At 63.8% G+C, this 12567-nt stretch carries 13 protein-coding genes; 11 read left to right on the top strand and 2 right to left on the bottom strand.

Features of this window, described 5'->3' with window-relative positions; genetic code table 11:
- Window positions 1-4 precede the first annotated feature (4 nt).
- The 8 genes from EP379_RS08995 (at window position 5) to EP379_RS08960 (ending at window position 7576) form a co-directional block, all read left to right on the top strand.
- Window positions 5-730 carry a DUF481 domain-containing protein gene (locus EP379_RS08995; protein ID WP_127477483.1) on the top strand — a complete coding sequence of 242 codons (726 nt, stop codon included), beginning with the start codon at window positions 5-7 and terminating at the stop codon, window positions 728-730.
- A gap of 82 nt (window positions 731-812) precedes the next feature.
- Window positions 813-1361 (top strand): molybdopterin adenylyltransferase, encoded by a 549-nt coding sequence (mog, locus tag EP379_RS08990; RefSeq protein ID WP_127477482.1) that lies wholly within the window; start codon window positions 813-815, stop codon window positions 1359-1361.
- A 3-nt stretch (window positions 1362-1364) separates the two neighbouring features.
- A complete protein-coding gene (prmB, locus tag EP379_RS08985; protein ID WP_127477481.1) occupies window positions 1365-2288 on the top strand; it encodes a 50S ribosomal protein L3 N(5)-glutamine methyltransferase in 924 nt (307 codons plus the stop codon).
- 89 nt (window positions 2289-2377) lie between these two features.
- Complete coding sequence (locus EP379_RS08980; protein ID WP_127477480.1) at window positions 2378-2698, top strand: general secretion pathway protein GspF; 321 nt, start codon at window positions 2378-2380, stop codon at window positions 2696-2698.
- Window positions 2699-2728: 30 nt separating this feature from the next.
- On the top strand, window positions 2729-4132 hold the full coding sequence (gene hemN, locus EP379_RS08975; protein WP_127477479.1) for an oxygen-independent coproporphyrinogen III oxidase: 1404 nt from the start codon (window positions 2729-2731) through the stop codon (window positions 4130-4132).
- A gap of 259 nt (window positions 4133-4391) precedes the next feature.
- On the top strand, window positions 4392-5492 hold the full coding sequence (aroC, locus tag EP379_RS08970) for a chorismate synthase (RefSeq protein ID WP_127477478.1): 1101 nt from the start codon (window positions 4392-4394) through the stop codon (window positions 5490-5492).
- Window positions 5493-5684: 192 nt separating this feature from the next.
- A complete protein-coding gene (locus EP379_RS08965; RefSeq protein WP_127477477.1) occupies window positions 5685-6356 on the top strand; it encodes a Fe2+-dependent dioxygenase in 672 nt (223 codons plus the stop codon).
- A 95-nt stretch (window positions 6357-6451) separates the two neighbouring features.
- Complete coding sequence (locus tag EP379_RS08960; RefSeq protein WP_127477476.1) at window positions 6452-7576, top strand: MFS transporter; 1125 nt, start codon at window positions 6452-6454, stop codon at window positions 7574-7576.
- A 99-nt stretch (window positions 7577-7675) separates the two neighbouring features.
- Here EP379_RS08960 and EP379_RS08955 read toward each other — a convergent pair whose 3' ends face one another.
- Together EP379_RS08955 and EP379_RS08950 are read right to left on the bottom strand one after the other, a co-directional pair.
- Window positions 7676-8182 carry a hypothetical protein gene (locus EP379_RS08955; protein ID WP_127477475.1) on the bottom strand — a complete coding sequence of 169 codons (507 nt, stop codon included), beginning with the start codon at window positions 8180-8182 and terminating at the stop codon, window positions 7676-7678.
- Window positions 8179-9054: a LysR family transcriptional regulator gene (locus EP379_RS08950; protein ID WP_127477474.1), complete on the bottom strand. Its 876-nt coding sequence runs from the start codon at window positions 9052-9054 to the stop codon at window positions 8179-8181. The genes EP379_RS08955 and EP379_RS08950 overlap by 4 nt, the downstream gene beginning before the upstream one ends.
- Before the next feature lie 89 nt (window positions 9055-9143).
- Here EP379_RS08950 and leuC point away from each other — a divergent pair, with 89 nt between their 5' ends.
- The 3 genes from leuC (at window position 9144) to leuB (ending at window position 12484) form a co-directional block, all read left to right on the top strand.
- Entirely contained in the window at window positions 9144-10547 is a 1404-nt protein-coding gene (gene leuC / locus EP379_RS08945) for a 3-isopropylmalate dehydratase large subunit (RefSeq protein ID WP_127477473.1), read from the top strand.
- A gap of 114 nt (window positions 10548-10661) precedes the next feature.
- Window positions 10662-11300 carry a 3-isopropylmalate dehydratase small subunit gene (gene leuD, locus EP379_RS08940; protein ID WP_127477472.1) on the top strand — a complete coding sequence of 213 codons (639 nt, stop codon included), beginning with the start codon at window positions 10662-10664 and terminating at the stop codon, window positions 11298-11300.
- A gap of 119 nt (window positions 11301-11419) precedes the next feature.
- Window positions 11420-12484: a 3-isopropylmalate dehydrogenase gene (gene leuB, locus EP379_RS08935; protein WP_127477471.1), complete on the top strand. Its 1065-nt coding sequence runs from the start codon at window positions 11420-11422 to the stop codon at window positions 12482-12484.
- Window positions 12485-12567 lie beyond the last annotated feature (83 nt).

Here is a 12567-nt window from a genome sequence, read left to right as displayed (position 1 = left end):
GGTCATGGGAAATTTCATCAGGATTTTGGCGCCGTGTGCGGCGCTGTTGCTGGGTTGTGGGACGGGGGCGGTAAGCGCGGCGGAGGAGGCCCCCGGTTTCGGCGGCGAGGCCGAGCTGGGCTTGGTCACCACCAGCGGCAACACCGATACCCGCAGCATCAATGCCAAGGTACGCTTGCGCTATCTCATCGAAAACTGGCGCCATGAAGGCCGTCTCGAGGGGCTGCGCACCTCCGACGGCGACACCATCACCGCCGAGCGCTACCTCGCCAGCGGCAAGAGCGACTACCGTTTTACCCCCACCGACTACCTGTTCGTCACCGTGCGTTACGAGGACGACCGTTTCAGCGGCTACGACTACCAGTTCTCCGAGGCGGTGGGCTATGGCCGCCGGGTGGTGAAGACCGAGAGCGTCGAACTGGACCTGGAAATCGGTGCCGGTGGCCGTCACAGCCGGGAAACCGGACGGCAAAGGGAAGACGAGGCCATCGTGCGCGGTGCGGCCAGGCTGGGCTGGGCCGTCAGCCCCACCTCCCGCTTCACCGAGGAACTGCTGGTGGAGAGCGGCGAGAACAATACCTATACCGAGTCCGTGTCCGCCCTCAGCGTGCGCATCAACAGCCGGTTCGCCCTCAAGCTCTCCCTGACGGTGAAGCACAACAGCGACGTGCCGGCCGGCGTGGAGAAGACCGACACCCTGAGCGCGGTCACCCTGGTGTACGACTTCTGACGCGCCGCCAAGGGGATACGGGCCCCAAGCGGCGCGGATGCGGGTACAATACCCGGCCCGAAACTCTCCAGCCAGGATTCCCATGCAGAACGTACGTATCGGTATCGTCACCGTCTCCGACCGCGCCAGCCGCGGCGAATATGAAGACCTGGGCGGCCCGGCCATTCAGGACTGGCTGCAACAGGCCCTCGCCACCCCCTGGGAGGGCGTGGCGCGGTTGGTGCCGGACGAGCAGGACCAGGTCGAGGCGGCGCTGCGCGAACTGTGCGACGAGCAGGGCTGCTGCCTGGTGGTGACCACCGGCGGTACCGGCCCGGCGCCGCGCGACATCACCCCCGAGGCCACCGCGGCCGTGTGCGACAAGATCCTCGACGGCTTCGGCGAGCAGATGCGCGCCGTGTCGCTCAAGTTCGTGCCCACCGCCATCCTGTCGCGCCAGATCGCCGGCATCCGCGGTCGCTCCCTGATCATCAATCTGCCGGGCAAGCCCTCGGCCATCAAGGATTGCCTCGATGCGGTGTTCCCCGCCGTGCCGTACTGCATCGATCTCATCGAAGGCCCCTATCTGGAAACGCGGCCGGAGGTGATCGCCGCCTTCCGTCCCAAGCACGCCAAGAAGCCGCAGGACTGAATCATGGATCGCGAAGACGCAATGACGCGGCTGCAGACGGTACGCGACTTCATCCGCTGGGGGATGAGCCGCTTTGCCGCTGCGAAGCTGCATTTCGGCCACGGTACCGACAATGCCCTGGATGAGGCGGCCTATCTGGTGCTGCATACCCTGCACCTGCCGCCGGATATCGCCGAGCCCTATCTCGACACGCGCCTGACCGAGGCGGAAAAGAAGGCGGTGGTGGATATTCTGGACAGCCGTATCGATGCCCGCCTGCCGGCCCCTTATCTGACCCATGAGGCCTGGTTTGCCGGCATGCCGTTCTACGTGGACAAGCGCGTGCTGATCCCGCGTTCGCCCATCGCCGAGCTGATCGAACGCGGTTTCGAGCCGTGGCTCGATCCCAACCAGGTGGAGCGCGTGCTGGACCTGTGTACCGGTGGTGGCTGCATCGCCATCGCCTGCGCCGCCTATCTGCCCCATGTCGAGGTGGATGCGGTGGACATCTCCGCCGATGCCCTGGCGGTGACGGAGATCAATATCGAGAAGCACGGCATGGAAGGACGGGTGCATGCAGTGCAGTCGGACCTGTTCCAGAACCTGTCCGGCCGCAAGTACGACATCATCGTCAGCAATCCGCCCTACGTGGATGCCGAGGACATGGCGGCACTGCCGCCGGAATATCGTCACGAACCCAAGCTGGCCCTGGCCGCCGGCGAGGATGGTCTCGATCTGGTGTTGCGCATTCTGCAGGAGGCCTCGCTGCACCTGACCCGCGACGGCATCCTCATCGTCGAGGTGGGCAACAGCTGGCATGCCCTGGCCGAACGCCTGCCGGAAGTGCCTTTCACCTGGTTGGAGTTCGAGCGCGGCGGCCACGGCGTGTTTCTGCTCACCGCCGAGCAGGTGCGCGAATATCGCAGCCTGTTCCGTCTGGTGCGTTGAAAATATTTCTCTGTAGGAGCGGCTGTGCCGCGACCCGTCGCGGCACAGCCGCTCCTACAATCGATGTAATGTTGTTGCAGGAGTGAATCATGGCTTTGAGTTTGCGACCGAAAACGGCCCAGCAATATGTCGGCATGGTGGACAGCGCCATCGTCGAGGTGGATGAGCTGCGTTCCAGCTATGAATACGACGCCGAGGAGATGGGCGCCGTGCCGCCGTATCTCGCCACCCTGGAACAGATGCTGAAGGACCTGCGCCGCAGCATGGCCGACGGCAGCTACGAGTTCGGCAAGACCGACCTGCCGTTCATGGACATCGTCAACCGCTTCCGCAGCCGCATTCCCTTTGCGGACCTGCTGGCGATGATCAATAAGACCCACAAAGAAGGTCTCGACACCGAGAGTGAATGAGCACTGCCTGCGGCGGTGTGGAGGAGTGGCATGAGCAAGCAGCATGACAGCAGCAACCAGCAGATCGTCTTCGACCCGGAGCTGATCAAGCGCTACGACAAGTCCGGGCCGCGCTATACCTCCTATCCCACGGCGGTGCAGTTCCATGACGGTTTCGGCGCCGATGATTACCGGCGCTATGTCGAGGCAAGCAACCAGCGCGGCAACCCGCTGTCGCTGTATTTCCACATCCCGTTCTGCGACACGGTGTGCTTCTACTGCGGCTGCAACAAGGTGGTCACCAAGGACCGTACCCGTTCGGCGCCGTATCTTGAGCGGCTGCACCGCGAGCTGGAACTCCAGGGCGCGCTGTTCGACAAGAACCGCACCGTGGATCAGCTGCACTGGGGCGGCGGCACGCCCACCTTCATCAGCCACAGCGAGATGACTGCGCTGATGGCCAAGACACGCGAGTGCTTCAACCTGCGCGATGACGACAGCGGCGAATACTCCATCGAGATCGACCCGCGTGAAGTGAAGGTGGACACCATCGCCCTGCTGCGCCAGCTCGGCTTCAACCGCATGAGTCTCGGCGTGCAGGACTTCGACCCGCGCGTACAGAAGGCGGTCAACCGCCTGCAGTCGGAGCAGGAGACCATGGCGGCGCTGGCGGCGGCACGACGCGAGGGTTTCAAGTCCATCAGCATCGACCTGATCTACGGGCTGCCGTTCCAGAGCGTGGTGAGCTTTTCCGCCACCCTGGACAAGATTCTGGAGATTTCGCCCGATCGCCTGTCGGTGTTCAACTATGCCCACCTGCCCGAGTTGTTCAAGCCGCAGCGTCGCATCAACGCCGAGGAACTGCCGGCGCCGCAGGAGAAGCTGGCCATCCTGCAGATGGCCATCGAAAAGCTCACCGCCGCGGGCTATGTCTACATCGGCATGGACCACTTCGCCAAACCCGATGACGAACTGGCCGTGGCGCAGCGCAGCGGCACCCTGTACCGCAACTTCCAGGGCTACTCCACCCATGCCGACTGCGATCTCGTCGGCCTGGGCAGCACCTCCATCGGCCAGGTGGGACGCTGCTATGCCCAGAACCTGAAGGAGCTGGAGGCCTATTACGAGGCCATCGATGCCGGCCGCCTGCCGGTGTTCCGCGGCATCGAGCTGAGTGACGACGATGTATTGCGCCGCGCGGTGATCACCGAACTGATCTGCCATTTTCATCTCGACAAGGCCAAGATGGGGCAGCAGTTCGGCATCGACTTCGACAGCTATTTCGCCACCGAACTGCAAGAACTGGCGGCGATGCAGGCTGACGGGCTGCTCACCGTCGACGCCGGCCACATCCGGGTGCAGCCGGTCGGTAAGCTGCTGATCCGTAATATCTGCATGACCTTCGATCGTTACCTGCGCGAGAAGGCCAATCAGCGTTTCTCGAAAGTGATCTGACGTGGGCCGGACCTGCGGCCTCGCCGTCAATGCCTGGGAGGAACACGGTTTCAGCCCCGATGTGAGTCTCGCGGTCGAACTGGAATTCGGCGCCCATCAGCCGGGCCAGCGCCGCGTGCGCCGATGCTGGCGGGCGACGACGGCAACACCCCCACGGCCAGTTTTATTCCGACCACATCCGTTACTATGGCATCGGTCTTTGTCTTGGCTTCAAGGCCCGGGGACGCTGTGCCGATAAATCGTTACAATAGGCGCCACTATGTCAGGCAATAGCATCGGCAAACTGTTTACCGTCACCACCTTCGGCGAGAGCCACGGTGCGGCGTTGGGCGCCATCGTCGACGGCTGTCCGCCCGGCCTCGAACTGTGCGAGGCGGATTTGCAGCACGACCTGGACCGCCGCAAGCCCGGCACCTCGCGCCATACCACGCAACGCCGCGAGGAGGATCAGGTACGCATCCTGTCCGGCGTGTTCGAGGGACGCACCACCGGCACGCCTATCGGCCTGTTGATTGAAAACACCGATCAGCGCTCCAAGGACTACTCGGATATCGCCGCGAAATTCCGCCCCGGTCATGCCGACTACACCTACCAGCAGAAATATGGTCTGCGCGACTACCGCGGCGGCGGCCGTTCCTCGGCGCGCGAGACGGCGATGCGCGTCGCCGCCGGTGCCATCGCCAAGAAATACCTGCACCGCCACGGCATCGAGATCCGCGGCTACATGATGCAGCTCGGTCCCATCAAGGCCGAACAGTTCGACTGGGACGCGGTGGAGCAGAACGCCTTCTTCTTCCCCGATGCCACCAAGGTGGCGCAGCTGGAGGAATACATGGACGCCCTGCGCAAGGAGGGCAATTCGGTGGGCGCGCGTATCAACGTGGTCGCTACCGGCGTGCCGCCCGGCCTGGGCGAGCCCATCTTCGATCGCCTCGACGCCGACCTGGCCCATGCCCTGATGTCCATCAATGCGGTGAAGGGCGTGGAAATCGGTGCCGGCTTTGCCTGTGTGGAGCAGAAGGGCACCGAGCACCGCGACGAGATCACGCCACAGGGGTTTCTGTCCAACAACGCCGGCGGCATCCTCGGCGGCATCTCCAGCGGCCAGGACATCATCGCCTCCATCGCCCTCAAGCCGACCTCCAGTATGCGCATCCCCGGTCGCAGCGTGAACCTGCACGGTGAGCCGGTGGAGGTGGTGACCACCGGCCGCCACGACCCCTGTGTCGGCATCCGCGCCACGCCCATTGCCGAGGCGATGATGGCCATCGTGCTGATGGATCATTTCCTGCGCCAGCGTGGCCAGAACGGCGAGGTGCACTCGGCCACGCCGATCATTCCGGCGTCCGTTGAGAGATAAAAGATATTCAACGCAAAGACGCAAAGTTCGCAAAGAACGCAAAGGTTCCATCGAGTTACGACATATGAGCACTTGACGACGGTAGCGAAAATCGAGTTTTCACGCCCGTTGAGATATCACCTGCCGAATTACAACTTTGCGTTCTCTGCGAACTTTGCGTCTTTGCGTTTAATGGCTTTCAAGAGGTTCCGCATGCTGCTGCACATCCCTGACATCCTGTTGCCCAATGAGCTGGAAGTGGTACGCCGTGTACTGGATCAGTCGGCCTTCGTCGACGGCAAGCTGACCGCCGGCAAGGCGGCGGAGCGGGTCAAGCACAATACCGAGCTGGACCGCGAGCAGCCGCAGCGCGACACCCTGGCGCAGATCGTGGTCACCGCGCTGTACCGCAGCGAAACCTTCCGCACTGCGGCGCTGCCGCTCAAGCTGGGGACGCCGATCTTTGCCCGCTACACGCCGGGCATGGCCTATGGCTGGCATGTGGACGACCCGGTGATGGGGCAGGGGCCGCATTACCGTACCGATGTGTCGTTCACCTTGTTCCTCAGCGAACCCGAGGAGTACGACGGCGGCGAACTGACCATCCGCACTTCCTTCGGCGAGAGAAAGGTGAAGCTCAAGGCGGGCGATGCAGTGATCTATCCCTCCGGCACCCTGCATCAGGTGGCCGAGGTGACGCGCGGCGTGCGTCTGGTGTCCATCGGCTGGATCCAGAGCATGGTGCGCGACCCCTCCCAGCGTGAAATCCTGTTCGAGCTGGCCGGTGCCCGCAACAAGCTGCTGGCCGACAACGCCGGCGCGCCGGAGACCGATGCCGTCGATCACGCCTACATCAATCTGGTGCGCATGTGGAGCGAAGTGTAAGAAAGTTGCGAGTGACAAGTTACAAGTGACAAGAAAGGCCCGGCGGTTCTGTCTTTCAACTTGTAACTTTCAACTTGTGACTTGAAACTTTCCCGATGTACTGGCGCCTCTCCACCTTCTATCTGTTCCACTTCGCCAGCCTCGGCGTGCTGGTGCCCTACTGGAGCCTGTATCTAAAGCATCAGGGCTTCGGTGCGGGCGAAATCGGCGAACTGATGGCGCTGCTGATGGCCACCAAGATCGTCTCGCCCAACATCTGGGGCTGGATTGCCGATCACACCGGCCTGCGCCTCGGCGTGGTGCGCGCCGGTGCGCTGCTGGCGCTGGTCACCTTCACCGCCATCTTCTTCGTCGACGGCTACTGGGCCACCGCCCTGGTGATGGTGGCGTTCAGCTTTTTCTGGAATGCGGTGCTGCCGCAGTTCGAGGCCAATACCCTGAGCCACCTGGGCGAGCAGCAGCATCGTTACAGCTCGATTCGTCTGTGGGGCTCCATCGGCTTCATCGCCACGGTGGCCGGCATGGGACCGCTGCTGGATGCATTCGATGCCGGCATCGTGCCCGGTGTGATGCTGGCGCTGTTCGTCGGCATCCTGCTCGCCAGTCTGCTGGCGCCGACGCTGGATGGTGCGCCGCACGCGGGAAACAGCGAGTCGCTGCGCCGCGTGTTGCGCAAGCCGGAGGTGCTGGCGCTGCTGGCGGTGTGTTTCCTGATCCAGGCCAGCCACGGCCCGTATTACACCTTCTACACGCTGTACATGGAGGGCCACGGCTACACGCGCAGCGCCATCGGCCAGTTGTGGGCCCTGGGCGTGGTGGCGGAGGTGGGCATTTTCTTGCTCATGCCGCGCCTGGTGGCGCACTACGGTCTGCGCAGCCTGTTGCTGGCCAGTCTGGCACTGACCACGCTGCGCTGGTTGCTCATCGGTCATTACCCACAGTCCCTGCCCGTCGTGCTGGGTGCGCAGACCCTGCATGCCGCCAGCTTCGGCATCTATCACGCCACCGCCATCGCCCTGTTCCATCGCTATTTCCCCGGCCGCCTGCAGGGGCGCGGCCAGGCGTTGTATGCCTCGCTGTCGTTCGGCGCCGGCGGCGCCCTCGGCAGCTACTACAGCGGTGCCGTGTGGGAGTTGCTGGGGGCGGAGGCGGCCTTCATCATCGCGGCGGGATTGAGCGCGGCGGGCCTGGTGATCGGTTGGCGGTGGCTGAAGGAATAGTTACAAGTAACAAGTGGCAAGTTACAAGAAAAGGAAAACACTCTTGTTTGCCACTTGCCACTTGCCACTTGCCACTTGCCACTTGCCACTTGCCACTTCCTAACCATACAAATCCGCCGGGTCGTGTTTCCCCTGAGGCCGTCTGCGGCCGCCTGCCATGCGTTCTATCACCTGGGCCGTGGTGAGCAGCTGGGCCAGCGTCGCCGCCGGCAGCGGCGTATCGGCCAGCGGCAGGCCGGCCAGCTGTTGCTGCCGCTTGAGCACGGTCAGATAGTCGGCGGGGGTGAACAGCCCGCTGGCGAGGTGAAAGCCCCGCTCCAGATGCTGCCGCGCCCCGTTCAGGCGCCGGCTCAACAGCAGTTGCCCGGTAATCAGCTCCAGCAGCGCGCGACCGTGGGCGCTGCGCTGCAACAATGGCAGGGCGTGGTGATACCGCACGGCGATGTCTTCGCCCAGCCAGTAGCCGGCGATCAAATCCTGCAGCAGGCAGGTGCGGCAGCGCCGCTGCCGTTGCCCGCGCCGCTGTCTTTGTTGCGCGCGTACCCGCAAGGCCTGCGCCGCAGCGGCATCGAGCGGATCACCATGCCACATTCCCAGCAGCGTCATCGCCCGGCCTCCTCGAACAGCAGTTGCTGCATGGCACGGGCGGCATTGGACAGGCTGCGGTCGGTGTGGGTGACCAGACCCAGCTGGCGCTCCAGTCTGAGAGTGGGCAGTCGCAGCGCCGTCACCTGCTCATCCAGCATGGTCTGCGGCAGCACGCTCCAGCCCAGGCCGACGGACACCAGCATCTTGATGGTCTCCAGATAGTTGGTGGACATGCTCACCTGCGGTGTCAGCCCCTCGCGGCGGAAGGCGGCCTCGACGATCTCGCGCGTGTAGGTGCCGTGGGCCGGCATGATCGCCGGCCACTGCGCGAGGTCGCGCAGGGTGGGGCGGTTCTTGCCGGCGAGGGTATGGCCGGCGGCGACGGCGACCGCGAGGCGGTCACGCCAGACCGTGTGGGCGTCCAGGCTGGGGAGCTCCATGGTGGGCAGGGTCACTACCGCCAGTTCCAGTTCGCCGCGCAGCACCGCCTGGCAGGCCTGTTCCGAATCCATGAACTGGATGTCCAGCGCCACCTGCGGATAGCGCTGGTGGTAGGCGCGCAACAGCGGCGGCAGACGGTGCAGGCCGATGTGGTGGCTGGTGCCGAAGGACAGGCGGCCTTCGACCCTGCCGGACAGATTGGCGATGGCGCGGCGGCTGTCCTCCAGTTCGTCGACGATGCGCCGTGCCCGCGGCAGCAGGGCGCGGCCCGCCTCGGTCAGTCCGACCTGGCGGCCGATGCGGTCGAACAGCGGCGTGCCCAGCTCCGCCTCCAGCACGGCGATGCGCTTGCTCACCGCCGGCTGGGTGAGGAACAGCCGCTCCGCCGCCTGGGAGAAGGAGGCGTTGTCGGCAACGGCGAGAAAGGCCTGCAGGGCGCTGATGTCCATTACTTTAAGGAATTGAGTCTATGAATTTAATAAATTGGATTCATGTATAGACTAGGCGTAGCATGCCTCCATCGCAAGAGGAGCAGGTAATGGCTGGAAAGACACTGTACGACAAATTGTGGGATGCCCACGTGGTGCGCTGCGATGACGACGGCACCTGTCTTTTGTATATCGATCGGCATCTGGTGCACGAGGTGACCTCGCCGCAGGCCTTCGAGGGCCTGCGTCTGGCCGGGCGCAAGCCGTGGCGCAGGGACACCGTGCTGGCCACGCCCGATCACAACGTGCCCACCGACGACCGCAGCAAGGGCATCGCCGATCCCATCGCGCGCACCCAGGTGGAAACCCTGGAGGCCAACGTGCGCGAGTTCGGGCTGACCTATTTCCCCATGGGTGACGTGCGCCAGGGCATCGTACACGTGGTGGGCCCGGAAGAGGGCGGCACCCTGCCCGGCATGACCGTGGTGTGCGGCGATTCCCATACCTCCACCCACGGCGCCTTCGGCGCGCTGGCCCACGGCATCGGCACCTCCGAGGTGGAGCACGTGCTCGCCACCCAGTGTCTGGTGCAGAAGAAGTCGAAGAACATGCTGGTGTCGGTGGACGGCCACGTTGGTCCCGGCGTCACCGCCAAAGACATCGTGCTCGCCATCATCGGCGAGATCGGCACCGCCGGCGGCACCGGCTATGCCATCGAGTTCGGCGGCGAGGCGATCCGCGCCCTGTCCATGGAGGGACGCATGACGGTGTGCAACATGGCCATCGAGGCCGGCGCCCGTGCCGGCATGGTGGCGGTGGACGAGACCACCATCGACTATCTGTATGGCAAGCCCTACGCGCCCAAGGGCGACCTGTGGGACCAGGCGGTGGCCGTCTGGTTCGGCCTGCACTCCGATTTCGATGCCGAGTTCGATCGCATCGTGCGGCTCGATGCCGCGAAGATCAAACCGATGGTCACCTGGGGCACCTCGCCGGAGATGGTGGTGGCGGTGGACGGCAAGGTACCGGACCCTGCTCAGGAACAGGATGCCGTGAAGGCCAACGGCATGCGCGCCGCGCTCAAGTACATGGGGCTGGCGGCGAATACGCCGATCACCGACATCCCGGTGGACGTGGTGTTCATCGGTTCCTGCACCAACTCACGCATCGAAGACCTGCGTGCCGCGGCGGCGGTGATCAAGGGGCGCCGGAAGGCCGCCAACGTCAAGCAGGTGCTGGTGGTGCCGGGTTCCGGCCTGGTCAAGCAGCAGGCGGAACAGGAAGGGCTGGACAAGATTTTCCGTGATGCCGGGTTCGAGTGGCGTGAGCCGGGCTGCTCCATGTGCCTGGCGATGAATGCCGACCGGCTGCAGCCGGGTGAACGCTGCGCCTCCACCTCCAACCGCAATTTCGAAGGACGGCAGGGGCAGGGCGGGCGTACCCATCTGGTCAGTCCGGCCATGGCGGCCGCGGCGGCCATCGCCGGCCACTTCGTCGACGTGCGGGAGTTCTGATGAAAAGCATTCAACGCAAAGACGCCAAGGACGCAAAGGGCGCAAAGTTTATGCATGTGATTCCTTTGCGATCTTTGCGGCCTTCGCGTCTTTGCGTTTTAAGGGGTTTTTGTTATGGAAAAGCTGAATAAAATCACCGGTATCGTGGCGCCGCTGGATCGTCCCAACGTGGACACCGACGCCATCATCCCCAAGCAGTTTCTCAAGTCGATCAAGCGCAGCGGCTTCGGCCCCAACCTGTTCGACGAGTGGCGCTACCTGGATCACGGCGAGCCGGGCATGGACAACAGTAAGCGCCCGCTCAACCCGGAGTTCGTGCTCAACCAGCCGCGTTACCAGGGCGCCAAAATTCTGCTGGCGCGCGACAATTTCGGTTGCGGCTCCTCGCGTGAGCATGCGCCGTGGGCGCTGCAGGATTACGGCTTCCGTGTGATCATCGCGCCGAGCTTTGCCGACATCTTCTTCAACAACTGCTTCAAGAACGGTCTGCTGCCCATCAAGCTGGACGGCGCCATCGTCGATCGCCTGTTCAAGGAAACGGCGGCGACGGAGGGCTACCGGCTCACCGTCGACCTGGCGGCGCAGACCATCACCACCCCGGGCGGCGAGGTGATCCCGTTCGAAGTCGACGCCTTCCGCAAGCACTGCCTGCTCAATGGTCTGGACGACATCGGCCTGACCCTGCAGCATGTGGATGCGATCAAGGCCTACGAAGAACGCCGCCGCCGGGAAGCGCCGTGGTTGTTTGGATAAATAGCGTTAAACGCAAAGACGCCAAGGACGCCAAGTGCGCAATGGCTTTTTGGCATGAGTACTTTTCGTCTTTGCGTCTTTTACGAACTTTGCGTCTTTGCGTTTAAGGGGTTTAAGACATGACCAAAAAGATTGCAGTTCTGCCCGGTGACGGCATCGGCCCGGAGATCGTGGCCCAGGCGGTGAAGGTGCTTCAGGCGATGCCGGAGCTGAACCTCGAGATGGAAGAGGCCGCCATCGGCGGTGCCGGTTACGACACCGCCGGCGACCCGTTGCCCGAGGCCACACTCAAGTTGGCGCGCGAAGCCGATGCGGTGCTGCTCGGTGCCGTCGGCGGTCCGCAGTACGACAAACTGGACCGGCCGCTGCGTCCGGAGCGCGGTCTGCTGCGCATCCGCAAGGAACTGAACCTGTTCGCCAACCTGCGCCCGGCGCTGCTCTATCCGGAGCTGGCCGACTCCTCGTCGCTCAAGCCGGAAGTGGTGTCCGGGCTGGACATCATGATCGTGCGCGAGCTGACCGGCGATGTGTATTTCGGCCAGCCGCGCGGCATCGAGGTTCGCAACGGCGAGCGCGTCGGTTTCAACACCATGATCTACTCCGAGTCCGAAGTGCGCCGCGTGGCGCGCGTGGCCTTCGATATCGCCATGAAGCGCGGCAAGAAGCTGTGCTCGGTGGAGAAGGCCAATGTGCTGGAATGCTCCGAGCTGTGGAAAGAGGTGGTGATCGAGGTGAGCAAGGGGTACCCCGAGGTCGAGCTGTCCCACATGTACGTGGACAACGCGGCGATGCAACTGGTGAAGTGGCCCAAGCAGTTCGATGTCATCGTCACCGGCAACATCTTCGGCGACATCCTGTCCGACCAGGCCTCCATGCTGTCCGGCTCCATCGGCATGCTGCCCTCCGCCTCGCTGGACGAGAACAACAAGGGCATGTACGAGCCGATCCACGGCTCGGCGCCGGACATCGCCGGCAAGAACGTGGCCAATCCCTTGGCCACCATCCTGTCGGCCGCTATGATGCTGCGCTACACCTTCGGCGACGAGGCGAATGCCCAGCGCATCGAGCAGGCGGTGCGCAAGGTGCTGGCAGACGGGGTTCGTACCGCCGACATCTACACGGCGGGCACCAAAAAGGTTTCGTGCAGCGAAATGGGCGACGCCGTGGTGGCGGCACTGAAATGAATCATTAAACGCAAAGACGCAAAGTACGCGAAGAACGCAAAGTGATTAATAGTCGTTCTTCGCGGCCTTTGCGCTCTTTGCGC

It is taken from the genome of Sulfurivermis fontis, from assembly GCF_004001245.1.
GTDB lineage: Bacteria > Pseudomonadota > Gammaproteobacteria > Thiohalomonadales > Thiohalomonadaceae > Sulfurivermis > Sulfurivermis fontis.
This window is presented reverse-complemented; position numbering and strand designations above follow the sequence as displayed.

What these genes read in the sequence shown, in the direction of transcription:
- EP379_RS08965 (WP_127477477.1), top strand. Translation starts at nt 5,685, where the DNA reads ATGCTGCTGCACATCCCTGACATCCTGTTGCCCAATGAGCTGGAAGTG.
- leuC (WP_127477473.1), top strand. Translation starts at nt 9,144, where the DNA reads ATGGCTGGAAAGACACTGTACGACAAATTGTGGGATGCCCACGTGGTG.
- mog (WP_127477482.1), top strand. Translation starts at nt 813, where the DNA reads ATGCAGAACGTACGTATCGGTATCGTCACCGTCTCCGACCGCGCCAGC.
- EP379_RS08960 (WP_127477476.1), top strand. Translation starts at nt 6,452, where the DNA reads ATGTACTGGCGCCTCTCCACCTTCTATCTGTTCCACTTCGCCAGCCTC.
- EP379_RS08950 (WP_127477474.1), bottom strand. Translation starts at nt 9,054, where the DNA reads ATGGACATCAGCGCCCTGCAGGCCTTTCTCGCCGTTGCCGACAACGCC.
- EP379_RS08955 (WP_127477475.1), bottom strand. Translation starts at nt 8,182, where the DNA reads ATGACGCTGCTGGGAATGTGGCATGGTGATCCGCTCGATGCCGCTGCG.
- aroC (WP_127477478.1), top strand. Translation starts at nt 4,392, where the DNA reads ATGTCAGGCAATAGCATCGGCAAACTGTTTACCGTCACCACCTTCGGC.
- leuD (WP_127477472.1), top strand. Translation starts at nt 10,662, where the DNA reads ATGGAAAAGCTGAATAAAATCACCGGTATCGTGGCGCCGCTGGATCGT.
- EP379_RS08995 (WP_127477483.1), top strand. Translation starts at nt 5, where the DNA reads ATGGGAAATTTCATCAGGATTTTGGCGCCGTGTGCGGCGCTGTTGCTG.
- EP379_RS08980 (WP_127477480.1), top strand. Translation starts at nt 2,378, where the DNA reads ATGGCTTTGAGTTTGCGACCGAAAACGGCCCAGCAATATGTCGGCATG.
- leuB (WP_127477471.1), top strand. Translation starts at nt 11,420, where the DNA reads ATGACCAAAAAGATTGCAGTTCTGCCCGGTGACGGCATCGGCCCGGAG.
- hemN (WP_127477479.1), top strand. Translation starts at nt 2,729, where the DNA reads ATGAGCAAGCAGCATGACAGCAGCAACCAGCAGATCGTCTTCGACCCG.
- prmB (WP_127477481.1), top strand. Translation starts at nt 1,365, where the DNA reads ATGGATCGCGAAGACGCAATGACGCGGCTGCAGACGGTACGCGACTTC.